23 protein-coding genes are annotated in these 23,225 nt (G+C 62.6%); 11 read left to right on the top strand and 12 right to left on the bottom strand.

What is annotated here, in order from left to right; translation table 11 throughout:
* Positions 1 to 65 precede the first annotated feature (65 nt).
* The 3 genes from CHC01_RS05345 to CHC01_RS05335 form a co-directional block, all read right to left on the bottom strand.
* Positions 66 to 2,312 (bottom strand): PAS domain-containing hybrid sensor histidine kinase/response regulator, encoded by a 2,247-nt coding sequence (locus CHC01_RS05345; RefSeq protein WP_244558214.1) that lies wholly within the window; start codon positions 2,310 to 2,312, stop codon positions 66 to 68.
* Positions 2,313 to 2,487: 175 nt separating this feature from the next.
* Positions 2,488 to 2,958: a hypothetical protein gene (locus CHC01_RS05340; RefSeq protein ID WP_089263092.1), complete on the bottom strand. Its 471-nt coding sequence runs from the start codon at positions 2,956 to 2,958 to the stop codon at positions 2,488 to 2,490.
* A gap of 107 nt (positions 2,959 to 3,065) precedes the next feature.
* On the bottom strand, positions 3,066 to 4,604 hold the full coding sequence (locus tag CHC01_RS05335; protein WP_089263090.1) for a YifB family Mg chelatase-like AAA ATPase: 1,539 nt from the start codon (positions 4,602 to 4,604) through the stop codon (positions 3,066 to 3,068).
* 182 nt (positions 4,605 to 4,786) lie between these two features.
* Here CHC01_RS05335 and CHC01_RS05330 point away from each other — a divergent pair, with 182 nt between their 5' ends.
* Entirely contained in the window at positions 4,787 to 5,821 is a 1,035-nt protein-coding gene (locus CHC01_RS05330; RefSeq protein ID WP_244558213.1) for a GGDEF domain-containing protein, read from the top strand.
* Positions 5,822 to 5,893: 72 nt separating this feature from the next.
* Here CHC01_RS05330 and CHC01_RS05325 read toward each other — a convergent pair whose 3' ends face one another.
* Complete coding sequence (locus CHC01_RS05325; protein WP_089263086.1) at positions 5,894 to 6,874, bottom strand: MBL fold metallo-hydrolase; 981 nt, start codon at positions 6,872 to 6,874, stop codon at positions 5,894 to 5,896.
* Between CHC01_RS05325 and CHC01_RS31840 the strand changes: the two genes are divergently transcribed.
* Positions 6,873 to 7,055: a hypothetical protein gene (locus CHC01_RS31840; RefSeq protein ID WP_141137046.1), complete on the top strand. Its 183-nt coding sequence runs from the start codon at positions 6,873 to 6,875 to the stop codon at positions 7,053 to 7,055. The genes CHC01_RS05325 and CHC01_RS31840 overlap by 2 nt on opposite strands.
* Before the next feature lie 12 nt (positions 7,056 to 7,067).
* Here CHC01_RS31840 and gshB read toward each other — a convergent pair whose 3' ends face one another.
* From gshB to rsmI, 3 genes are read right to left on the bottom strand one after another with little or no spacing between them, the layout of a single operon-like run.
* Positions 7,068 to 8,009 carry a glutathione synthase gene (gene gshB / locus CHC01_RS05320; RefSeq protein WP_089263084.1) on the bottom strand — a complete coding sequence of 314 codons (942 nt, stop codon included), beginning with the start codon at positions 8,007 to 8,009 and terminating at the stop codon, positions 7,068 to 7,070.
* 36 nt (positions 8,010 to 8,045) lie between these two features.
* Positions 8,046 to 8,459 carry a YraN family protein gene (locus CHC01_RS05315; protein WP_089263082.1) on the bottom strand — a complete coding sequence of 138 codons (414 nt, stop codon included), beginning with the start codon at positions 8,457 to 8,459 and terminating at the stop codon, positions 8,046 to 8,048.
* Complete coding sequence (rsmI, locus tag CHC01_RS05310; RefSeq protein WP_089263080.1) at positions 8,446 to 9,402, bottom strand: 16S rRNA (cytidine(1402)-2'-O)-methyltransferase; 957 nt, start codon at positions 9,400 to 9,402, stop codon at positions 8,446 to 8,448. The genes CHC01_RS05315 and rsmI overlap by 14 nt, the downstream gene beginning before the upstream one ends.
* A gap of 224 nt (positions 9,403 to 9,626) precedes the next feature.
* Between rsmI and CHC01_RS05305 the strand changes: the two genes are divergently transcribed.
* Complete coding sequence (locus CHC01_RS05305; protein WP_089263078.1) at positions 9,627 to 10,841, top strand: penicillin-binding protein activator; 1,215 nt, start codon at positions 9,627 to 9,629, stop codon at positions 10,839 to 10,841.
* A gap of 3 nt (positions 10,842 to 10,844) precedes the next feature.
* On the opposite strand, the gene hemW is transcribed toward CHC01_RS05305, so the two are convergent.
* From hemW to rph, 3 genes are read right to left on the bottom strand one after another with little or no spacing between them, the layout of a single operon-like run.
* Positions 10,845 to 12,008, bottom strand: a complete 1,164-nt coding sequence (gene hemW / locus CHC01_RS05300; protein ID WP_089263076.1) for a radical SAM family heme chaperone HemW — start codon at positions 12,006 to 12,008, stop codon at positions 10,845 to 10,847.
* Entirely contained in the window at positions 11,995 to 12,630 is a 636-nt protein-coding gene (gene rdgB, locus CHC01_RS05295) for an RdgB/HAM1 family non-canonical purine NTP pyrophosphatase (protein WP_089263074.1), read from the bottom strand. The genes hemW and rdgB overlap by 14 nt, the downstream gene beginning before the upstream one ends.
* A 35-nt stretch (positions 12,631 to 12,665) precedes the next feature.
* A complete protein-coding gene (rph, locus tag CHC01_RS05290; protein ID WP_089263072.1) occupies positions 12,666 to 13,388 on the bottom strand; it encodes a ribonuclease PH in 723 nt (240 codons plus the stop codon).
* Between the two features lie 153 nt (positions 13,389 to 13,541).
* On the opposite strand from rph, the gene hrcA reads away from it, so the two are divergent.
* Both hrcA and grpE read left to right on the top strand, forming a co-directional pair.
* The gene (gene hrcA, locus CHC01_RS05285) at positions 13,542 to 14,630 is read left to right on the top strand and encodes a heat-inducible transcriptional repressor HrcA (protein ID WP_068730256.1); all 1,089 of its coding nucleotides are present in this window, start codon (positions 13,542 to 13,544) and stop codon (positions 14,628 to 14,630) included.
* A gap of 105 nt (positions 14,631 to 14,735) precedes the next feature.
* The gene (gene grpE / locus CHC01_RS05280) at positions 14,736 to 15,332 is read left to right on the top strand and encodes a nucleotide exchange factor GrpE (protein WP_089263071.1); all 597 of its coding nucleotides are present in this window, start codon (positions 14,736 to 14,738) and stop codon (positions 15,330 to 15,332) included.
* Positions 15,333 to 15,481: 149 nt separating this feature from the next.
* On the opposite strand, the gene pncA is transcribed toward grpE, so the two are convergent.
* Both pncA and CHC01_RS05270 read right to left on the bottom strand, forming a co-directional pair.
* Positions 15,482 to 16,198 carry a bifunctional nicotinamidase/pyrazinamidase gene (gene pncA, locus CHC01_RS05275; protein WP_089263069.1) on the bottom strand — a complete coding sequence of 239 codons (717 nt, stop codon included), beginning with the start codon at positions 16,196 to 16,198 and terminating at the stop codon, positions 15,482 to 15,484.
* 85 nt (positions 16,199 to 16,283) lie between these two features.
* Positions 16,284 to 17,228 carry a hypothetical protein gene (locus CHC01_RS05270; protein ID WP_089263067.1) on the bottom strand — a complete coding sequence of 315 codons (945 nt, stop codon included), beginning with the start codon at positions 17,226 to 17,228 and terminating at the stop codon, positions 16,284 to 16,286.
* A gap of 380 nt (positions 17,229 to 17,608) precedes the next feature.
* Here CHC01_RS05270 and dnaK point away from each other — a divergent pair, with 380 nt between their 5' ends.
* The 6 genes from dnaK (at position 17,609) to CHC01_RS05240 (ending at position 23,201) form a co-directional block, all read left to right on the top strand.
* Positions 17,609 to 19,507 carry a molecular chaperone DnaK gene (gene dnaK / locus CHC01_RS05265; protein ID WP_089263065.1) on the top strand — a complete coding sequence of 633 codons (1,899 nt, stop codon included), beginning with the start codon at positions 17,609 to 17,611 and terminating at the stop codon, positions 19,505 to 19,507.
* A 183-nt stretch (positions 19,508 to 19,690) separates the two neighbouring features.
* The gene (gene dnaJ / locus CHC01_RS05260; RefSeq protein WP_089263665.1) at positions 19,691 to 20,833 is read left to right on the top strand and encodes a molecular chaperone DnaJ; all 1,143 of its coding nucleotides are present in this window, start codon (positions 19,691 to 19,693) and stop codon (positions 20,831 to 20,833) included.
* Between the two features lie 92 nt (positions 20,834 to 20,925).
* Entirely contained in the window at positions 20,926 to 21,528 is a 603-nt protein-coding gene (locus tag CHC01_RS05255; protein ID WP_089263063.1) for a class I SAM-dependent methyltransferase, read from the top strand.
* 45 nt (positions 21,529 to 21,573) lie between these two features.
* Complete coding sequence (locus CHC01_RS05250) at positions 21,574 to 22,152, top strand: NADPH-dependent FMN reductase (RefSeq protein ID WP_089263061.1); 579 nt, start codon at positions 21,574 to 21,576, stop codon at positions 22,150 to 22,152.
* Positions 22,153 to 22,158: 6 nt separating this feature from the next.
* On the top strand, positions 22,159 to 22,875 hold the full coding sequence (gene pyrF, locus CHC01_RS05245) for an orotidine-5'-phosphate decarboxylase (RefSeq protein WP_089263059.1): 717 nt from the start codon (positions 22,159 to 22,161) through the stop codon (positions 22,873 to 22,875).
* 23 nt (positions 22,876 to 22,898) lie between these two features.
* The gene (locus tag CHC01_RS05240; protein WP_068730266.1) at positions 22,899 to 23,201 is read left to right on the top strand and encodes a DUF1330 domain-containing protein; all 303 of its coding nucleotides are present in this window, start codon (positions 22,899 to 22,901) and stop codon (positions 23,199 to 23,201) included.
* Positions 23,202 to 23,225: the final 24 nt, after the last annotated feature.

Raw genomic sequence — 23,225 nt, 5'->3', positions numbered from 1 at the left:
ATCACGGGCGCTCAACAGCCGTGTGACGGGCGTGTTGCGGGGGTGTGACAGCGAAGGTGGAGCTGCTAGGCGGCGACGTGCCGCGTCTTGGCGAGTCCCTTGAGGGCTTCGGCGAGCTTGTCGCGGTCCAGCGGCTTCATCAGGAAGCCGTCCATGCCGGCCTCGAAACAGGCATAGCGATCTTCGACCAGTGCATTCGCTGTGAGGGCCAGGATCGGGGTACGCCTGACGCGTTGACCGGCCTCGCGCGCGCGAATGCGTTTGGTGGTCTCGATGCCGTCGAGCTTCGGCATCTGGATATCCATCAGGACGAGGTCATAAGGCGTGCCTGCGGAGTCGGAGGCGAGCCAGGATTCCAGTGCCTCTTCGCCATTGGTGGTCACGACCGGCTTGTGGCCAAGCCGCGTCAGCAACGAGCGCATCAGTAGCGCGTTGATCTCGTTGTCTTCGGCGACCAGGATCGAGAGGCTGGGTGCCATCGCCGCCGTTGATTCCGGTGTGGCCAGATCCCGATCCAACGGATCATCGGCGGCGATTGTCGGTGAGTCCGTCTGCAATGTGAGGCGCGCGGCGAGCGAGGTCGCACGCAGTGGCTTCACCAGATAGCCGGTGAACGCACTCGGCGTTGTGGGCTGCAGCTCATGACGCATCGCCGGCGTGAACAGCACGATCCGTCGCAGCGCGTGCGGAATTGCAGCGTTCGCAAGCCGCTCGGCAGCGTCAGCACCAAGAGCGCGATCGATCATGATGGCGTGCCATGAACGTTCGGGTAGCAGCGCTTGCGCGACGGCGAGATCGGAGACAGTGCAGGTCTGCGCGCCCCATCGCCCGAGTCGCAGAGCTGTGAGCGAAGCTTCGATGGTTTGTGGCGCCACCAGCATCACCGAAAGGCCCGTGAGATCCGGCGGCACGAAGGTCGCGGTGCCGCTGTCGGAAGCGGTGAGCGGGATCGACACTTCGAATGTCGAGCCGGCACCGAGCTTGCTCTGCAGTGTGATGCGGCCGTTCATGCGCTTGACGATACGTTCGCTGATGCTGAGGCCGAGACCCGTTCCGCCATAGTGGCGCGCGGTACCCTCGTCTGCCTGTTCGAATTCGCGGAAGATGCGCTGCTGCGCATCCGGCGCGATGCCGATGCCGGTGTCGCGCACCAGGAAAGAGACTTCGTTCGGCCAGATGCCGGGTTCGACGATCAGCGCTACGCCGCCGGTCGCCGTGAACTTGATGGCATTGCCGGCGAGATTGAGCAGCACCTGGCGCAGGCGCGCCGCATCGCCCATCACTGTCAGCGGCAGTCGCTCGTCGACATAGGCCGCGATTTCGAGATTGCGGGCCTGCGCACGCGGCGCCAGCAATTCGGTGATGTCCTCGATCAATCCGGCTAGTGCAAAGGGGCGATGTTCCAGATCGATCTTGCCGGCCTCGATCTTGGAGTAATCCAGCAGCTCCTCGATCAGCGACAGCAGCGCATCGCCGGAGGTCTTCACGGCCTTGGCGTAAGTGGTCTGTTCGGGTGTCAGCGGCGTATCCAGCAGCAAGCCGCTCATGCCGAGAATGCCGTTCAGCGGCGTGCGGATTTCATGGGACGCCATGGCGAGGAACCGCGACTTGGCGCGGTTGGCGGCATTGGCATGGTCGCGCGCTTCACCGAGGGCACGCTCGGTCTGGGTGCGGTCGGTGACATCGCGACCCACGCATTGCAACTCGGCGGGCTGGCCCGCATCGATCCGCACCAGACCTTCGCGCCAGGCGATCCAGCGCGGACCGGTCGCCGTGGCGATCTTCTGATCGTGCATGCTGGTGCCGTTGGGCTCGTTGGCGATATCGCCCTGCTCCAGCAGCGTGAGTTCGAAGTGGCTGCCGATCAATGCTTCGCGCGATTGTTCCGCCAGCGCACAATAGGCATCGTTGACGAAGGTGATACAGCCTTCGTTGTTGCGGATCACGATCAGGTCGCCTTGTGCCTCGAACAGGCTGCGCGCGCGCTCTTCGGCTTCCTTCAATTCCCAGTTCCGGTCGACCAGGGCTTCGTTATGCGCAGTCAGCTTGCGCATCCGTTTGCCCATGAAGCGCATGCGGATGCTCATGGTGGCCAGGGCGACGCAGGCCAGCGCGAACAGGAAGCTGGCGCCGATTGCAAAAGCGTGCGGGTCGTAACCGGAGTCTTTCGAGGTCGAACCTGAGATGAAACCATAGGCGCCACCGAAGGCAGCCGAGAACATCACGAAAGAGCGGATGACGAAAGCAAGCCACGGAAAACGGCGCGCGAAGCGGCGGAAGTAGACCTTGATCCGGAAAACACCTTTCGCCACAGATCAGCACTCCGGCTTGGTCACATCATGGCTCGCGATTGCACGCGAATACAGGCCGCGATTAGGCGATCGCAGATCTCAGAAACAATGCGGGTATGTTGTTGCCAAGTGCTTGCACGGTGGCAGTTTTGAATTTGCCCGCGCAGACATGGTTGATGAAGCGTTAATGCGCGGCCTAGAGGCTGGCCGCTGCCATCCGCGCCGGGCTGCGGCTGTGGGCGCTGACGATCAGCGCTGCGGCATCGCGCGCCGTGAAGCTGCGAGATTTCACGAAGATCCGGTAGTCGGCGTCGTCCTGTTCCGACAGATAGATAACGGGCTCCGAACTCGCCGATGTGTTGGCAATGCCGATGAAGCGCGTCGCGGCCGTGACGGGGCAGGCATCGGGTTCCGCTGCATCGGCATCATCGAGCACGACAAAGTCGGCGGTTTCGGCGCTATCGACGATCTGCACACGGACGGTCGCCTGCAGGGGATCGTTGGTGAAGCTGACATGCGATTGCGCCTGCCAGGGCATGGTGGCGATCTGGATGGTGGTCTCACCGGTGGAGATGCAGGGATGCGTTCCGCTCACGAGATCGCCGCGGGCGAGAAAGGCTGCCAGCGCCAGCGGAATCGTCGAGGCTAAAATCTTGAAACGCAGCATGACACGGTACTCGCCCTGGCCCCGCAATGCGGGGTTATGGTGAGCAGAGCGTAAACAAAACTCGTTACTATCGCGTTGACGTCCACATCAGTGGCGAGGAGAAGACGTCAAGCAGCTCGGCGAATGTCCTCCGCCAGCGCGCGGTAAGACAACGCTTCGGCCAGATGCAGCCGCCCGATTTTCTCGGCGCCGTCGAGATCCGCCAGCGTCCGCGCCACGCGCAGCACGCGGTGATAGCCGCGCGCGGTCAGTCGCATCGTTTCGGCGGCATCGCGCAACAATGTCAGTCCCTGGGCATCCGGCTGCGCTACCGTTTCCAGCACAGAGGCCGGCGCGGAGGCATTGGTATGTGTGCCCGCCAATCCCGCCACGGCATAACGCATGGTCTGCAGATCGCGCGCGGCGGCGACACGCGCCGCGACTTCGGCGGAACCTTCCGACGGTGGCGGCAGAATGAGATCCGCCGCGGTCACCGCCGGGACTTCGATGCGCAGATCGATGCGGTCCATCAAGGGGCCCGAGATGCGCGCCTGATAATCCGAGGTGCAGCGATCGATGCGGCCACGTTTGCAGGAGAAGCCCGGCTCGAAAGCGTGACCGCAGCGGCATGGATTCATCGCAGCAACAAGCATAAAGCGCGCGGGATAGGTGACGCGGTGATTGGCGCGCGAGACCGCCACCTCGCCATTCTCAAGCGGCGCGCGCAGCGAATCCAGCACGCGCGGATCGAACTCCGGCAGTTCATCGAGAAACAGCACGCCTTGATGCGCCAGCGAAATCTCGCCCGGCCGCGCGCGCAACCCGCCGCCGGTGAGTGCGGCCATGCTGGCGGAATGATGCGGTGCGCGGAACGGCCGGCGTGAGGTGAGCGCACCGTCCTTGATCTCGCCGGCCACCGACGCGATCATTGAGACTTCGAGGAGTTCCGCCGGCGATAGCGGCGGCAGGATCGATGGCAGCCGTGCCGCCAGCATGGATTTGCCGGAACCTGGCGATCCCGCCATCAATAGATGGTGGCCGCCGGCGGCAGCGATCTCCAGCGCGCGTTTGGCGCTTTCCTGTCCCTTGATGTCGCGCAGATCCAGCAGCGTTTCCTCACGCGCATGTATCTTCGGCTGCGGCCGCGACAGAACCTGCGTGCCCTTAAAGTGATTGGCGATCTGGATCAGCGACGTCGCGGCGATGATCTGGATATCGGGACTGGCCCAGGCGGCTTCCGCGCCGCAGGCTTCTGGGCAGATCAATCCCTCGTCGCGCGCATTGGCGCCGATGGCAGCCGGCAGCACGCCGGCGACCGGAGCGAGCGAGCCATCGAGACCGAGTTCGCCGAGCACGGTGAAGCCCGTCAATGCATCCGGCGGAATCGCGCCGATCGCGGCCATCAATCCCAGCGCGATCGGCAGATCGTAATGGCTGCCTTCCTTGGGTAAGTCAGCGGGCGCGAGATTGACGATGATCCGCCGTGCCGGCAGCGCCAGACCCGAGGCGACCAGCGCGGCACGGACCCGTTCGCGCGCTTCGGATACTGCCTTGTCGGGCAGGCCGACGATCAAAAAATTCGGCAGACCGGGCACGACCTGAACCTGCACGTCGACCGCGCGGGCCTCGATCCCCTCAAAGGCTACGGTGGAAACCCGTTGAACCATGCCGCCCCCATTCGAGATGAGAGCGTAACCTAAGGTTGCTTCTACTTCAAGAACAATCAGTGAACGAAATGTAGCGGTAAAGTATGCTGGTTTTGGCTGAAATAGGCCATTGGCGTAGAAAATCTTAAACACGTCATGCAAAGCATCCTATGAGCTTCGAGACGAAGACTGGGTGCCCGCAGATGTCAGATCGCTTGTCGATGCCGCCAGACGCGCCGGATGACGCCGACCTGATCGCTGCGCTGAAGGCGCAAATCGAAGCTCAGCAGGCCATCATCGATCAACAGGCTGCTTCGCTGGCGCATAGCCGGAAGATATTCGATCGCTCCTCGGCGGCAGCGCGAATCGGCGTCTGGGAATGCGACCTCTCCGATGAATCGCCGGTCTGGACCGATGTTGTCTATGACATCTTCGATCTACCGCGTGGCTCGACGCCGATTCGCGAGGAGGCGCTCGCCTGTTATCCCGAAGAATCCGTCAGGGAACTGACGAAGCGGCGCAGCAAGGCCATCGAGGATCGCACGGGCTTCAGTCTCGATGCGGAGATCATCACCTTCAAGGGCAACCGGCGCTGGATCAGGATCACGGCCACTGTCGAGTCGGTCGATGGCGTTGCCGTCCGCATCTTCGGCATGAAGCAAGACATCACCGAAGAAAAAATTCTGGCGGATCGCAATCGCTATCTCGCCGAATTCGATACGCTGACCGGCCTCGCCAATCGCAGCCAGTTTCAAACCAAGCTGTCGCTGTTCGATGCGGCGTCGGCCATCAAGGTGAAGCCGTTCGGCGCGCTGCTGTTGATCGATCTCGATGAATTCAAGCCGGTCAATGACTGTTTCGGCCACGCAGCGGGCGATGCCTGTCTGACCGTCGTTGCAAATCGAATTCGCAACATATGTGCCGGTGCGGAACTGGTCGCACGACTCGGCGGTGACGAATTCGCGGTTCTGCTGGGGCCTCATGCGGAATTCGAGGAAGCCTCGGAGACGGCGCGTGCGATTGTCACGCAGTTGGGACTGCCGATTGATCATCGCGGACAACAGTTGCGGGTTGGCGCATCGGTCGGCATCGCGCTGGCCGATAACTGCACGTCATCGCAATTGGCAGCCATGGCCGATTCGGCGCTCTATGCGGCGAAGGATGCCGGACGTGGCACGTTCCGGATCTACAAACGCGGAGCGGAGAGACGTCCGAGGGACACCTCATCCGCGGCGTGAGGATAAATTGCTGCGGAATTCCTGCGGCGGTCATTGTCTCAAGATCGCCGCAGGAAAGTCGCAGGATTTCCGCTAGAGATTCATCACCATCGGCTCGGCGATATAGCGGAAGCCGTCGCCTGATTTCACCACATGACCATAGCCCGGCCACGCGAAGTGATAGGACATCACGGCGGTCTTGTTGGCTGCGAGCATGTCGAGCATCTTCACCCGCGTCGCCGCCGCCATCTTCGGATCGGAGTCATAGGCGAACTCCATCCGCGGCTTCTCCAGCAGCAGCACCTGATGATGGGTGAGGTCGCCGAGGAAGGCGAAAGATTTCCCGTCCGACTGGATCATGAACATGTGGTGGCCGAACGTATGGCCAGGTGCATGCATGGCGGTGACGCCCGGCAGGAACTCCTGGCCGTCCTTGAAGAACACCAGGCGATCCTTCACCGGCAGCAGGTTCTTGCGCGCATGGACGATGAAGTCCTTGAGCGGCGAACCGAGCTTGCCTTCGTCGGTCCAGAACTTGAAGTCTTCCTCGCTGAGATAGATCTGCGCGTTGGGAAATAGCGGCTTGTCATTGGCATCGACGATGCCGCCGATATGATCGATATGGGCGTGCGAGCACACCACGGCATCGATATCGCCGGGCTTGATACCGGCTTCGGCCATACTTTTCTGCAGGCGACCCGTGGTGTTGCCGAACAGTTGCGACGTGCCCATGCCGGTGTCGAACAGGATCAGTCTGTCGCCCATGTTGACGATCGGCGCGTTCTGTTCGAGCACGACGTTGCTGCTGCTGAGGAAATTATCCGTCAGCATCTTCTGCACGTCTTCCTTGGGTACGCCGACGAATGTGCCGGAGGGATCGCCGAGCGGCAAAGGTCCGTCGGAGACAACGGTGACTTCCGCGCTGCCTAACATGAAACGGTGGAAGTAGGGCGCCTGTGTGCCGAGCTTTGGTGCCTTGGCCGATGCGCTGCCGATGAGGCCGGGAGCGAGAAGATTTGCGCCCAAACCAGCGCCGAGCGAGAGCAGGGACCTTCGCGAAACTTCTGAAGTCATGCGTTTCTCCACTGATATGCTTTTGCTTGCCGCCACATGTAGCGGGCCGCTCGATTGGTCGAGCGTGCATCGGCATGCTGCGCTTGCCGTCCATGACTGGCAAGCAAAAGCAGCAGGCGGAGAATTGCGACAAATGGAATTCAAACTGCTGCGTCAAGTATTGACGCAGCGCAGCGAGTGACGCGAGCGGAGTTTACTTCCGCTTCGCTTCGATCACGTCCCAGACCCGCGCCGCGACATCCGGTCCGCCAAGCTTGGCGATGGCGCGAATGCCCGTGGGCGACGTCACGTTGATCTCGGTGAGATTGCCATCGATCACGTCGATGCCGACGAACAGCAGACCGAGATCACGCAGTGCCGGTCCGACACGTTCGCAGATTTCGCGCTCACGCGGCGAGAGTTCAGTGGCCTTGGCGGCGCCGCCACGCACCATGTTGGAGCGCAAATCGTCTTCAGCCGGCACGCGGTTCACGGCACCCGCGAATTCGCCGTCGATCAGGATGATGCGCTTGTCACCATGCTTCACTTCGGGGAGGAAGCGCTGGATGACCCACTGCTCCTTGAAGGTCACGGAGAACAGATCGTAGAGCGAACCGAAATTCATGTCCTGCGGCAGCACGCGAAACACCGCTGCGCCGCCATGGCCATGCAGCGGCTTCATCACCACAGCGCCATGCTCGGCGCGGAATGCATTGATCTCGTCCTTGTCGCGCGAGATTAGCGTCGGCGGCATCAGGTCCGAGAAGCCCATCACGAAAATCTTCTCCGGCGCGTTGCGCACCGAGGCCGGATCATTGACCACCAGCGTCTTCGGATGAATGCGCTCGAGCAGATGCGTCGAGGTGATGTAAGCGAGATCGAATGGCGGGTCCTGCCGCAGCAACACCACGTCGAAGGATTCCATGTTGGTGCGGGTGGGATCGCCGAGGGTGAAATAATCGCCCTCGATATCGCGCACCGACAGCGATTGCACTGGCGCCACCACGTCATTGCCGCGCAGCGAGAGCTTGTCCGGCGTGCAATAGGACAGTTTGTGGCCACGCTTCTGGGCTTCCAGCAACATCGCGAAGGTCGAATCGCCCTTGTGATTGATGCGCGCAATGGGGTCCATCTGGACGGCGACGTTCAAGGTCATGCTGGGGTCCGGAATTGTGGTCGGGAAAGCGAAAATTCAGGTACTGGCGTCGAATGCCGCTAACAGATGGCGTGGCAAATGTCTTGGCGCAATCAGCACGACGTCGAAACGCAGGTCGAATTCTGCATGTTCGGGATGCGCCATCAGCCAGCCTTGGGCGGCATCCATGATCCGGGCCTGCTGGCGGGGCGTCACGGCATAGGCGGCTTCGTCCAGGCTGGCGCGGGCCTTCACCTCGACAAAGGCGATCAGGCTGCGCTTCCTGGCAACGATATCGATCTCGCCGTGGGGCGTGCGAAAGCGGCGGGCGAGGATGCGGTAGCCCTTGGCCAGCAGCAAAGCAGCGGCACGGCTTTCGGCGGAGAGGCCGGTGTTGAACGCGGCGACGCGTTCCGGCGCAGCTGGCTTGGCTGCGGGCTTCGGGGCGGAGACTTTGTCAGTCTTCGCCATCGCCTGAGTCCCTGTGAATCTCCTTGGCCAGTTCCAGCGCGCGGGCATAGACGGCGCGGCGCGGCCGGCCGGACAGTTCGACCGCATGCGCCACGGCATCCTTGACGCTGTCGCGCTGCAGCGAGTTGCGCAGCAGGGCATCGAGGTCGTCTTCGGTTATGGCTTGCGCATCGGCGGCCGGCGGCCCGATCACCAGGACGAATTCACCCCGGGTTTCCAGCCCATCGGCCTCCTTGGCCAGATCGGCAATCGCTCCGCGATTGACCTCTTCATGCATCTTCGTGAGTTCGCGGCAGATCGCCGCATCGCGGTTGCCCATGATGTCCGCGAGATCGGCCAGCGTGTCCTGCACGCGGTTGCCGGAGTCGAACATCACCAGCGTGGCATCGATGGCAGCCAGCTCGGTCAGGCGGGATCGCCGCGCCATCTGCCGCGACGGTAAAAAGCCCTCGAAGAAAAAGCGATCGGTCGGCAGGGCAGAGACGGCCAGCGCGGCCAGCACCGAGGATGGCCCCGGCAGCGAAATCACATTGAAGCCTGCTGCGGTCACTTCCCGCACCAGCTTGAAGCCGGGGTCGGAAATCAGTGGCGTGCCGGCATCCGACACCAGCGCGATGGACGCGCCCTGCGACAGCTTTTCAAGAATTTTTGGCCGTGCCTGTTCGGCATTGTGCTCATGATATTGCTTGAGTGTGCCGGTGATCCCGTAGCGCTCGGTCAGGCGGCGGGTGATGCGGGTGTCTTCGCAGGCGATAATATCGACCCCTGCCAGGGTCTCCAGCGCGCGCAGGGTGATGTCGCCAAGATTGCCGATTGGCGTGGCTACGAGATGCAGCCCCGGAACAGCTTTCGGTGCCATGAGCAAATGGCCGGAGACCGTGAAGGTCCGGGCCGATGGCGCCGCGGCGTCCGCAGGCGATGAGGAGAGGGGTGTTGCGCGCATGGCGACAATGTAGAGCGAATTGCGCCAAAGGGGGACAGCCGTTTTTCGGCGTTTGGCCGTGGTTCATTCCCGTCGTGCTAATCCGGCCGCGGTGACGGGGTATGCCGGACATAAAGCTTTTGTTTTGGTTAACTTATCGCCGACAATATGTCTGAATCCGCGCCTCACACTATATAGCGGGTGACGAGGCGGGCCGATCTGATGCGGCCGAAAGAAGAGAAGTGATGGCGGATCCGTTCGACCCCAAATCCGGGACCAAGGGCGCAACACGGCGGACGGCTGTCGGCCTGCTGCTGGGCGCGCCGCTGCTCGGGGCCTGCGCGGGTGTGCAATCGACGCTGACCAATGCGTTTGGCACCGGACCGACGGCGCCATCGGGACCGCCTGCCGGACCGGCGCAGCAGTCGCAAGCCATCGGCACCGGGGGCACGAAAGTCGGACTGATCCTGCCGCTGTCGGCTTCCGGCAATGCCGGCGTCGCCGCGCAGTCGATGAAGAACGCCGCCGAAATGGCGCTCACCGAATTCCAGAATCCCAGCATTCAACTGCTGATCAAGGACGACAATGGCAGTGCGCAGGGCGCGCAGCAGGCCGCCCAGCAGGCGCTCGACGAAGGATCCGAAATCATTCTCGGACCGTTGTTTGCGCTGTCAGTGCCGGCCACCGCGCAGCTCACGCGCGCGCGCAACGTGCCGGTGATCGCGTTCTCGACCGATTCCAGCGTCGCCGGCCGTGGTGTCTATTTGCTCAGCTTCCTGCCCGAGTCCGACGTCAATCGCATCGTCGATTACGCCGCGGGCACGGGCAAGCGCTCCTTTGCGGCGATGCTGCCCGAGAATGCCTATGGCAATGTGGTCGAAGTTGCGTTCAAGCAGGCCGTCGCGCGCAAGGGTGGCCGCGTCGTCGCTTTTGAGCGCTATGGTGCTGACCGCTCCAGCGCAGCACGCAACATTGCCGCATCCCTCACCGGCGCCGACGCGTTGTTCATTGCTGACGATGGCGACGCGGTTGTCGCAACGGCTGATGCCTTGACTGCGGCGGGTGCCAATCTGCGCAATGTGCAATTGCTCGGCACGGGCCTGTGGGACAATCCGCGCGTCTTCAACAGCGCGGCTTTGCAGGGCGGGCTCTATGCCGCGCCAGATCCTGCAGGGTTTCGTGCCTTTGCGGGCCGTTATCGCGCGAAATATGGCGGCGATCCCGTGCGTACCGCGACGCTCGCTTACGATGCGGTCGCGCTGGTCGCCGCTTTGGCGCGCACCCAAGGCGGACAGCGCTTCGCACCTGAAACGCTCACCAATCCATCCGGCTTTGCCGGCATCGATGGTCTGTTTCGTTTCCGCAGCGATGGCGGCAACGATCGCGGCCTCGCCGTGATGAAGGTTGCGTCGGGTGGTGGTCAGGCCGTGGCGGGCTCGCCGAAGAGTTTCGGGGCGTAGCGCCTACGCCGCCAGATCTGCCACGACAGCATCAAGCACAGGGAAGCCCTCCTGCGTCACGCGCAGGCGGCCGTTCTGCTCGACGACGATGGCGCCTTCCTCGCGCAGGATGGCGATGCGCTTCTCATCCAGCGCGCGGCCGGACAGCATCTGATAGCGCGCGGGATCGATGCCTTCGGCGAGGCGCAGGCCCATCAGCAGATATTCGTCGGCGCGTTCTTCGCTGTTGAGCAATTCATCCGACGTGACGCCGTGGCCGTTGTCTTCCACACGCATCACCCAGGCTTCCGGACGCTTCTCGGTGGCGATGGCATGTCTGACACCGTCGATGTCGAGGCGGCCATGGGCGCCAGGCCCGATGCCGGCATATTCCTGACCGCGCCAGTAGACGAGATTGTGCTTGCACTCCGCACCGGGGCGAGCGTGGTTGGAAATCTCGTAGAACGGCAGGCCCTGCTGTGCGCAGACTTCCTGCGTCACGTCATAAAGCGTGCGCGCGAGGCCCTCGTCGGGGGTCTTGAGCTTGCCGGCGGCGTGCAACCCGAAGAACGGCGTGCCTTCCTCGATGGTCAGCTGATACAGCGATAGATGCTCGGCGGCTTCCGAGATGGCGAGCTTGAGTTCGTCGATCCACATCTGCGGGGTCTGGTCGGGGCGCGCATAGATCAGATCGAACGAATACCGATCGAACGCGCTGCGCGCGATGGCCACAGCATCGAGTGCCTCGCGCGCCGTATGCAAACGTCCCAGTGATTTCAGCGACGCATCGTCAAGCGCTTGTACGCCGAGCGACACGCGGTTGACGCCGGCCTCGCGATAACCGCGAAAGCGCGTCGCTTCGACGGAGGTCGGGTTAGCTTCGAGTGATACTTCGACGTCGGAGGCAACGTTCCAGTATTTTCCGATCGAATCCAGAATCGCGCCGACGGTCTGCGGCTGCATCAGCGACGGCGTGCCGCCGCCGAGAAAGATCGACGTCACGGTGCGGCCTGGCGTGCGGGCAGCCGTGGTTTCGATCTCCCGTGCGAAGGCCCGCGCGAAACGTACTTCGTCGACGGCGTGATGACGGACGTGGCTGTTGAAGTCGCAATACGGGCACTTCGACAGGCAGAACGGCCAGTGCACATAGACGCCGAAAGCGTCCTGCTGTGCGTCAGCGGGGTTCAAGGCAGATCTCCGCGAGTTTCACGAATGCCCTGGCGCGATGCGACAAGCCCTCGCCGAGTGGCGGCAACCCGTGCTTCTCGACCGCGGTCATTTCGCCATAGGTGCGGGTGTGACCATCGGGCAGGAATGTCGGATCGTAGCCGAAGCCGGCAGTGCCGCGCGGCGGCCAGACCAGCGTGCCATGGGCGTGCGCTTCGACTTCCTCGAGATGACCGTCGGGCCAGGCCACGCACAGCGCCGAGACGAAATGCGCGGTTCGCTTGTCGGGTGTGGTCGCGCCGCGCTCCTGCAACAGGCGTTCGATCCGCGTCATCGCGCCGGTGAAGTCCTTGGACTCGCCGGCCCAGCGTGCCGAGAAGATGCCGGGTGCGCCGTCGAGGGCATCGACGACGAGGCCTGAATCATCCGCGAAGGCCGGCAATTGCGCGACATTGGCCGCGGCAATCGCCTTGATGGCGGCATTGGCCTTGAAGGTGTCGCCGGTCTCGTCGGGCTCGGCGAGGTCGAGTTCGCCGGCCGATACTGCTTCGATGCCATAGGGCGCCAGGAGATCGCGCATCTCGGCAAGCTTGCCGGGATTGTGGGTGGCGATGACGAGCTTCCCAGTGATTCGACGATGCATGATGCGAGTCTACGCCTGCTTGATGACTTGCGGAATCACGCGATGGCCATTTTCTGCAGTTCGACGAGGCGTCCGACGCCCTTTTGCGCCAGGGCCATCAGCTTCAGGAACTCGTCCTGCGTGAACGGCGTCTTCTCGGCGGTGCCCTGCACCTCGATGATGCGCCCGTCGCCGGTCATCACGAAATTGGCGTCGGTATCGGCTTCGGAATCCTCGGCATAGTCGAGATCAAGCACCGGGGTGCCCTGATAGATGCCGCAGGAAATCGCCGCAATATTGTCGCGCAGCACGTTGCCGACGCCGTTCTTGAACATGTTGCGGTTCTTCATCCACGAGATGCAGTCGGCCAGCGCAACCCATGCGCCGGTGATCGACGCCGTGCGGGTGCCGCCATCGGCCTGGATCACGTCGCAGTCGATGGTGATCTGGCGTTCGCCGAGCGCTTCGAGGTCGACGGCAGCGCGCAGCGAGCGGCCGATCAGGCGCTGGATCTCGACGGTGCGGCCGCCTTGCTTGCCGGATGCGGCTTCGCGGCGGGTGCGTTCCAGCGTGGCGCGGGGCAGCATGCCGTATTCGGCGGTGACCCAGCCGCGGCCCTGGCCCTTAAGCCATGGTGGCAGGCGCTCCTCCAGCGTGGCGGTCACCAGCACGTGGGTGTCACCGAATTTCACCATGCAGGAGCCTTCGGCATATTTGACCACGCCGCGTTCCAGCGACACGGCGCGCAGTTCATCGGGCGCACGACGGCTTGGCCGCATGAGAAAATCCTTCCAAATGTCCAGAGAGAGCCTGTTCGCGGTGCTTTTAGGGGGCACGGAGCGCAGCGGCAAGGGCAGGGCAGGTTCCACGCACGCAATGGTGCTTGTATCCGGGGGCTCGGGGCGACAGATTAGGTTCTCAAGGAGTACCCTGTGGCCCACCACGATCCGATCGGCCTGATTTCGCCGCATGCCGGGCTCGCCCAGCTCAATGAGCGATCGCGTGAGATCTTCCGGCAGATCGTCGAGAGCTATCTCGCCACCGGCGAACCTGTCGGTTCGCGCAACATTTCGCGCCTGATCACGGTTCCGCTGTCGCCGGCCTCGGTCCGCAACGTCATGTCGGACTTGGAGCAGCTCGGCCTGATCTATGCGCCGCATACCTCTGCAGGACGGCTGCCGACCGAACTCGGACTGCGGTTTTTTGTCGATGCCTTGATGCAGGTCGGTGACCTCACCGAGCCGGAGCGGCAATCGATCCAGCAGCAACTGTCTTCTGTGGGGCGCTCGCAGACGGTGGAGGCGGCGCTCGGCGAGGCGCTGACGCAGCTGTCCGGACTTACCCGCGCGGCGGCGGTGGTTCTGACCGCCAAGTCCAATGTGCGGCTGAAACACATCGAATTCGTCCGTTTAGAGCCCGAAAAGGCGCTGGTCGTGCTGGTTGCCGAGGATGGCCAGGTCGAAAACCGCGTGCTGACCCTGCCGCCGGGCGTGCCGTCGTCGGCGCTGAACGAGGCGTCTAACTTCCTCAATGCCCGGATTCGCGGCCGTACGCTGGCTGAGGCCCGGTTGGAACTGGAAACGGCACTGACCCAGAACCAGATCGAGCTCGATCAGCTGACCCAGAAGGTCATTGCCGCCGGCATTGCCAGCTGGTCGGGTGGCGAGAAGGACGATCGGCAGCTGATCGTGCGCGGCCAGGCCAATCTGCTTGAGGATCTTCATGCGCTGGAGGATCTTGAACGCGTTCGCCTCCTGTTCGACGATCTCGAAGCCAAGCGCGAGGTGATCGACCTTCTCGGTCGGGCGGAGACGGCCGAAGGTGTCCGCATCTTCATCGGCTCGGAAAATAAACTCTTCTCGCTGTCCGGCTCGTCCACGATCATTGCGCCCTATAGCGATGGCGCCGGCCATATTGTCGGCGTTCTCGGTGTCATTGGCCCGACCCGGCTGAACTATGCGCGGGTGATCCCGATGGTAGATTACGCGGCGCGCATCGTCAGCCGCATGCTCGGGGGCTGACAGATCGGCCGAATCCGGCCGGTTGCGCTTGATTTTCGGCGCTCAAACCCCGATATCCCGCTCAGCAATCCCACCATTTTGGCGTGTTTTTGAGAAGGCAGCGTGATGACTGATTCCAATGGGCAGAACGACAATCAGGACAAGACGGCAGCGGCCGCCGATCCGGTGGTCTCCAAGCCCTACATCATGCCGGACGATCCGGAACCGAATTCGGTCGAGGCCCTGACCAAGGAAGCCGCGGAATCGCGCGACAAGATGCTGCGCACGCTGGCGGAGATGGAAAATCTGCGCAAGCGGACCCAGAAGGAAGTTGCCGACGGCCGCACCTATGCGATCGCCAATTTTGCGCGCGAAGTGCTCGATATCGCCGACAGTCTGCAGCGTGCGCTGGATGCCGTGCCTGCCGACACCAAGGCCGCGGCCGATCCGGGCCTGAAGGCGCTCCTCGAAGGTGTCGAGCTTACCGAGCGTTCGCTGCTCAACACGCTGGAAAAGAACGGCGTGAAGAAGTTCGATCCGTCGGGCGAGAAGTTCGATCCGAATTTCCAGCAGGCGATGTACGAAGTGCCCGATGCTTCCGTGCCTGCGGGCACCGTCGTTCAGGTCGTGCAGGCCGGTTACACCATCGGCGAGCGCGTGCTGCGCCCAGCGCTGGTCGGTGTCTCGAAGGGCGGCGCCAAGGCCGCACCTGTTTCGGAGTAACAGAGCCTCTGGCTGCCATCACCCGCGAAAGCGGGTGATCCAGTACACGCCGGTCTCAGTGAGTGATCACAAGCGCCGGTGATTACTGGGTCGCCCGATCCAAGCGCGCAATTGCGTGCCAGGTCGGGCGATGACAATGAGAGTATGGGTCAAGCCGCCAGATCGCCCGACTGAATACGCTTCACGCCGGCCTTGTTCATGTCGGCCCAGGCTTTGGCCAGTGAGCCCTGCGTGTCGATGCCGCGGCAGGCATCTTCGACTACATAGACATCGAAACCTGCTTTTCGCGCATCGAGGGCGGACCACGCGACACAGAAGTCGGTGGCGAGGCCGGCGATAAATACGCGCTGCAATTTGCGGGCTTTCAGATAGGCGGCAAGACCGGTGGTGGTCTTTCCGTCAGCCTCGGTAAACGCCGAATAGCTGTCGACGTCCTTGTTGAAGCCCTTGCGCAGGATCAGCTCGGTATGCGGGATCGCGAGATCCTTCGACAGCGCAGCCCCTTCAGTGCCCTGCACGCAGTGATCCGGCCACAGCACCTGCTTGCCGTATTTCACGTCGGTGGTCTCAAACGGCTTCTTGCCGCTATGGCTGGACGCGAATGAGATATGGCCCGGCGTGTGCCAGTCCTGCGTCATCACCACATCGGCGAATTTCTTGGCGATGCCGTTGATGACCGGGACGACCTTGTCGCCGTCCTTCACCGCAAGGCTGCCACCGGGCAGGAAGCAATTCTGCACGTCGATCACCAGCAGGACGGATGTGCGATCGAGGCTGACCTTGCCAGCGGCGGATAGTGTTTTGGGAGCTAGGCTGGTCATGGCTAAGGCTCCAAGCCCCCCGAAAACCTGACGTCTGTTGAGCATCGCGAAATTCCCCGTACCGAATTGGCCAAGCAAATCAGGTCACGGGGAGCTCGTAAAGCGGGCCGTGAGGACGGCCGTGCGTTCTTTAGCGCGGCTCGATGCCGTCGCGCACGGCGCGGAAGCGCGGAAACGCCTTGGCCCAATCATCGCGCGGTGCGCTTGCAATAATGCGCATCGTGATTTTGCCGCCGCCGAAGCGCAGCCACTGCACAACGCTGACCGGCGTGTTGTTCTTGCCGCTGACGGCGTCGATACGGGTTTCCCAGCCTGCCATGCCGTCGATCCGCTGCGGCTCCGACATGGTGATGCGGCCTTCGCGCAGGCCCGGAATCGTGCCTGCTGCCTGCTGGGCAAAGCGGCCGCGATCTTCGGTCTTTTCAGGTGCCGAGGCCAGGCTGCCGATCACCATGAAAGGGCTCGTTTCGATGCTGTTCTCGTCGCTCGAGTCGGCCAGCAATAGCGCGGCACCCGGCGCCAGCGTGCGGACGGTCTTGAAGTCGCTCATTTCCGAGACCTTGAACGGCATCAGACCGAGTTGTTCTGCCAGCGGGACTTCCTTACGGACCACGGCGGATGAGAGCATCTGGCGCACCGCGTCGTCGGTGTAGATTTTCTGGGCGTTTTCCGGGACTTGCACGGCGACATAGCCGGAGAAGGTCCCGCCGCCGACGATCATCGAATAGCGCCTGACATTGCCGGTCGCGTCCTTGGCATTCTCGATCGTGTAGAAGGCCTTTCCGGCCGTGGTCTCGATGCTCTCGGGCTTCGCGGCCATACCCGCCGGATTGGCCTTGAACGCGGTCTCAACCTCGTTGAAGGCGGCGGCCGGCAGTTCGGTTACAAGCACTTTGACGCCCTGATCGGATGTCTCGAAGCCGACAAAGGTCTTTGCCGGGGCGAGGCCGACCAGCGGGGCCAGACCCACGCGGACCCCCGGCGGGAAAATCGGATCGGCCGCCAAAGCGGGGCGGTGGGCGACCGAAATGGCCGTCAGCATGGTCAAGGCGAACAGGGGCGCAGCATGTTTCATGAAAAATCTACTGGGTTTGCATTGAGGCTGTTCGATGGTGCGGGGCTCCGGCCTTGGTCGCCGCGCGCCCGGTCGGAAAGGGCTTTCACGGTTGCCCTGTTCCGCCAACAGATCAAGCCATAAATCCGTTCCCGGCGCCGTCCGCGCCCATCCGTCGCGTATTGGCGAAACAACCGCCAAGGGTCTGTTTCACCAAATATTAATTTCGCGCACCGGTCGTGTTTTCATGGGTCTGGAGCGTGCCAGATGCCTTGCGGCCACCACCCCCCCTCCTATATGAGGCCTACCGTCGCAATATCGCGAATAGTTGATGTTTGGGGGTTGGGAGCGGGGTGCCGTCAGGGCCCAGCCAACCTGCCGCAGAAAAAGGATATGAGAGCATGGGAAAGGTCATCGGTATCGACCTCGGTACGACGAATTCCTGCGTCGCCGTCATGGATGGCAAAACGCCGAAGGTCATCGAGAACGCAGAAGGCATGCGGACCACGCCGTCCATCGTGGCTTTTACCGATGATGGCGAGCGCCTCGTCGGCCAGCCGGCCAAGCGCCAGGCAGTTACCAATCCCGAGCGCACCATTTTCGCGGTGAAGCGTCTGATCGGCCGCCGCTATGACGATCCGACCGTCGAGAAGGACAAGAAGCTCGTCCCCTACAAGATTGCCAAAGGTGGCAATGGCGACGCCTGGGTCGAAGTCGACGGTAAAACCTATTCGCCCTCGCAGATCTCTGCCTTCACGCTGCAGAAGATGAAGGAGACCGCGGAGGCTCATCTCGGCCAGAAGGTCGAGCAGGCCGTCATCACCGTGCCCGCTTACTTCAACGACGCCCAGCGTCAGGCCACCAAGGATGCCGGCAAGATCGCTGGTCTCGAAGTGCTGCGCATCATCAACGAGCCGACTGCGGCTGCGCTCGCTTACGGCCTCGACAAGTCGAAGTCCGGCACCATCGCGGTGTATGACCTCGGCGGCGGCACCTTCGACGTCTCGATCCTTGAGATCGGCGACGGCGTGTTCGAAGTGAAGTCCACCAACGGCGACACGTTCCTCGGCGGTGAAGACTTCGACATGCGTCTGGTCGGCTACCTCGCCGACGAGTTCAAGAAAGAGCAGGGCATCGACCTGCGCAACGACAAGCTGGCTCTGCAGCGCCTGAAGGAAGCTGCTGAAAAAGCGAAGATCGAACTGTCGTCGACGACCCAGACCGAAATCAACCTGCCGTTCATCACGGCGGATGCCTCCGGTCCGAAGCATCTGACGTTGAAGCTGACCCGCGCCAAGTTCGAAGCGCTGGTCGACGATCTCGTGCAGAAGACCATCGAGCCTTGCCGCAAGGCGCTCAAGGATGCGGGCCTCACCGCCGGTGAAATCGGCGAAGTGGTTCTGGTCGGCGGCATGATCCGCATGCCCAAGATCCAGGAAGTCGTGAAGCAGTTCTTCGGCAAGGAGCCCCACAAGGGCGTCAACCCGGACGAAGTCGTGGCCATCGGCGCCGCCATTCAGGCCGGCGTGCTGCAGGGCGACGTCAAGGACGTGCTGCTGCTCGACGTGACCCCGCTGTCGCTGGGCATCGAGACGCTGGGTGGCGTGTTCACCCGGATCATCGAGCGCAACACGACGATCCCGACCAAGAAGAGCCAGGTGTTCTCGACGGCCGAAGACAACCAGAACGCCGTTACCATCCGGGTCTTCCAGGGTGAGCGCGAAATGGCGGCCGACAACAAGCCGCTCGGCCAGTTCGACCTGATGGGCATTCCGCCGGCTCCGCGCGGCATGCCGCAGGTCGAGGTGACCTTCGACATCGACGCCAACGGCATCGTCAACGTGTCGGCGAAGGACAAGGCGACCAACAAGGAACAGCAGATCCGGATCCAGGCATCCGGCGGTCTGTCCGAGTCCGACATCCAGAAGATGGTCAAGGATGCCGAAGCCAACGCTGCCGAGGACAAGAAGCGTCGTGAGGCTGTCGATGCCAAGAACCACGGCGATGCCCTCGTGCATTCGACCGAGAAAGCTCTCGGCGAGCATGGCGATAAGGTCGGTGAGACCGAGCGCCGCGCTATCGAGGATGCCATGAGCGACCTGAAGGAAGCTCTGAAGGGTGAAGATGCCGAGGCGATCAAGGCCAAGACCAACACGCTGGCGCAAGCTTCGATGAAGCTCGGCGAAGCGATGTACACCCAGCAGGCCGAGGCTGACGCCAAGCGCGATGCCGAGAAGGATGACGTGGTCGACGCCGAATTCACGGAAGTCGACGACGACAAGCCGAAGAAGTCGGCCTGATAGGCGAGCGGAACGATGACCCTCATCCTGAGTAGCGCGGTGCGCGTCTCGAAGGATGAGGGTTGTTTTTTGTTAGACCGACCTTGTTAGGCAAGTTTTGTTAGTGCGGGAGTAGCATCTTCATCGATGCGTTCTTCTGGGATGCTCCTCGGGATGAGGACCAATTTCGGGCGGATCTGGCTGATGTCCACCAAGCAATGTTATTACGAGACGTTGGAAGTCGAGCGCGGCGCGAATGATGCGACCCTGAAGACGTCGTTTCGCAAGCTTGCGATGAAATGGCATCCGGACAAGAATCCAGGCGATGCCGCCGCTGAAGTGAAGTTCAAGGAAATTGCCGAGGCCTACGACGTCCTCAAGGACGGCGACAAGCGCGCGGCCTATGACCGTTATGGCCATGCGGCCTTCGAACAGGGCAATGGCGGCGGCGGTGGTCCGGGCTTTGGATCCGGCTTCGCCTCCTCCTTCTCCGACATTTTCGAAGACCTGTTCGGCATGGCCGGACAGCGCGGCGGTGGCCGCAGCGGCGGCCGCGAGCGCGGGGCAGATCTTCGCTACAACATGGAAATCACGCTGGAGGAGGCTTACTCCGGCAAGACCGCACAGATCGAGATTCCGGTCGCGGTGACCTGCGAAGCCTGCTCCGGCACCGGCGCCAAGGCAGGAACCAAGCCGAAGGCCTGTTCGACCTGCGGCGGTGCCGGCCGCGTCCGTCAGGCCCAGGGCTTCTTCACGCTGGAAAGGACCTGCCCGAGCTGTCAGGGCCGCGGTCAGATGATCGAGGATCCGTGCCCGAGCTGCTCCGGCGCCGGCCGCGTCGAGCGCGAGCGCACGCTCTCGGTCAACATTCCGGCGGGCGTCGAGGACGGCACCCGCATTCGTCTTGCCAATGAAGGCGAAGCCGGCGCGCGCGGTGGCCCGTCGGGCGATCTCTATATTTTCCTGTCGCTGGCCTCGCACGACTTCTTCCAGCGCGATGGCGCGGACCTGCATTGCCGCGTGCCGATATCGATGGTGACCGCCGCGCTGGGCGGCGAATTCGAAGTGCCGACCATCGAAGGCGGGCGCAACAAGGTCAAGGTTCCCTCGGGCACCCAGTCCGGGCGGCGCTTCCGCGTTTCATCGAAAGGCATGCCGGTGCTGCGCTCGCGCCAGACCGGCGACATGTATGTCCAGGTCGTCGTGGAAACGCCGCAGAACCTGACGAAAAAGCAGCAGGAGCTGCTGGCCGAATTCGAGAAACTATCTTCGGGTGCAACGCAACCTGAAGCCGCGGGTTTCTTCACTAAGGTCAAGGACTTCTTCGGAACGCGGACAAGCTCCTGACGTTGGAAGCTTGACCGTTTCTATTGTTGCCTATACCTCTTTATGACGAAATTCTGACGTTCCGCACGTTCCGCGGTCTGCCTGGAAGCGACATGCCTCTGCACTCGTCCGCGCGTACGTTGAAGAAGCCGCTCCGTCTCGACGACGAGGTTCGCTTCCTCCGTTCATGGATCGATAAGCCGCTGCATATGGGTGCCGTGATGCCGTCGGGCAAAGCTCTTGCCCGCACGATGGCGCAATATGTCGACAATGACGCGACCGGTCTGGTCATCGAACTTGGACCAGGCACCGGCGCGATCACCTCTGCGCTCGTCGCGCATGGGGTGGACCAGAAGCGTCTGGTGCTCGTCGAATTCAATCCCACCTTTTGCGCACTGCTGCGTGAGCGCTACCCACAGGCGACGATCGTTCAGGGCGACGCCTACACATTGCGCGATACCCTGTGGGATGTGCTGAAAGAGCCCGCCTCCGCCGTCGTCTCCGGCCTGCCGCTGGTCACCAAGCCGATGCTGACGCGCCTCAAGCTGATCCGCGATGCCTTCGCGGCGATGTCGCCGAACGCGCCCTTCGTGCAGTTCACCTATTCGGTGGCGCCGCCGATCCCCAAATCGCTGCCCGGCGTGTCCACAGAGGCCTCCGAGCGGATCTGGATGAACCTTCCGCCGGCGCGCGTCTGGGTGTATCGCAAACGCTAGTGCCGGCCGCGATCGCGCGGTGGCTTCGCCCCGACGATCGGAATCATGGCTGCGATCAAGATCCTCGTAATTCCAGGCTCGCTGCGCACAGGGTCGCTGAATGCGAAACTGGCGGCTGTCGCCATTGACGCGCTGGTTCGCGCCGATGTCGATGCCACTAGGATTTCGCTCGGCGACTTTCCGCTGCCGATCTATGACGGCGACCTCGAGAGCAATTCCGGCGTACCGAAACATGCGCTCGATCTGAAGCGTATGATATCGGCGCATCATGGTGTGCTGATCGTGACGCCTGAATACAACGCGTCGCTGCCGCCGCTGGTGAAGAATACGATCGACTGGATCTCGCGCGTGGAAGACACGCATGAGAGCAAGGGCCAGGTGTTTCGCGAGCGGCCGTTTGCGATTGCGGCGGCTTCGAATGGGCGGCTTGGCGGTGCGCGCTGTTTGCAGGCCTTGCGGCTGGTGCTGTCAGCCTGCCGAGCGACCGTGATCCCGAACCAGCTCACGCTGGCGTTCGCCGGTGAGGCCTATGACGATATGGACCGGCTGAAACACGCCGCCGACAAGGATGCGATGACGGCGATGGTGCGCCAGCTTATCGATGTCGCGCAGCAGATGAAGTGAGACGAGATGACGTTGCAGACCATTGATCCCCGCGACCGCCTGATCGTCGCGCTCGATTTGCCGGATGTTGACGCTGCCGAAGCGATGATCGCGCGGCTCGGCGACAGCGTGACTTTCTATAAGATCGGCTATCAGCTCGGCTATGCTGGTGGTCTGCCGCTGGTGCGCAAGCTCGCCGATACCGGAAAGAAGGTGTTCGCCGATCTGAAGATGCACGACATCGGCAACACCGTCGCGCGTGGTGTGGAAAGCGTGGCGAAGCTCGGCGCGACCTTTCTCACCGTGCATGGCTATCCGCAGACCATGCAGGCGGCGGCCAATGCTAGCAAGGGCTCCGGCCTGAAGATCCTCGCGGTGACAGTACTGACCTCGTACGACAACGAGGATCTGAAGGCCGCGGGCTATCAACTCGGTGTCAGCGATCTCGTCGCCGCGCGCGCGCAGCAGGCGCAGGCGCTCGGTATCGATGGCCTCGTCTGCTCGCCGGAAGAGGCGGCGAACCTGCGCAAGCATATCAAGCCTGAGATGTGTCTGGTCACGCCCGGTGTGCGCCCTGCGGGCAGTGACGTGGGCGATCAGAAGCGGATCATGACCCCGGCACGCGCGATTGCCGAAGGTTCGGACTATCTGGTGGTCGGCCGTCCGGTAATGGAAGCTGCTGATCCGAAGGCTGCGGCCGAGGCGATCGTCGCCGAAATTACGCAGGCACTGGCGAACAAGTAAGAACGGGACAGGGAGAGAGACAGATGGCCAAGGCTTACTGGATTGCACGCGTCGACGTGCACAATATGGACGGCTACAAGCAATACGTGGCCGAGAACGGCCCGGTCTTCAATAAATTCGGGGCCAAATTCCTGGTGCGCGGTGGTCAGTTCGAGGCCAAGGAAGGCACGTCGCGCTCGCGCAATGTTGTGCTCGAATTCAAGGACTACGCGACCGCGCTAGCCTGTTACAATTCGCCGGAATACCAGCGGTTGGTCGCGATGCGCAGCCCGCACGGCGAGAGCGATCTCGTGATCATCGAGGGGTATGACGGTCCGCAGCCTTGAGCGGCAGGGCCTTAAGCATGTGTT

The sequence above is a fragment of the Tardiphaga sp. OK246 genome, from assembly GCF_900188215.1.
GTDB lineage: Bacteria > Pseudomonadota > Alphaproteobacteria > Rhizobiales > Xanthobacteraceae > Tardiphaga > Tardiphaga robiniae.
Note: the sequence above shows the minus strand (reverse complement) of the source record. Positions and strands in the feature narration are given on the sequence as shown.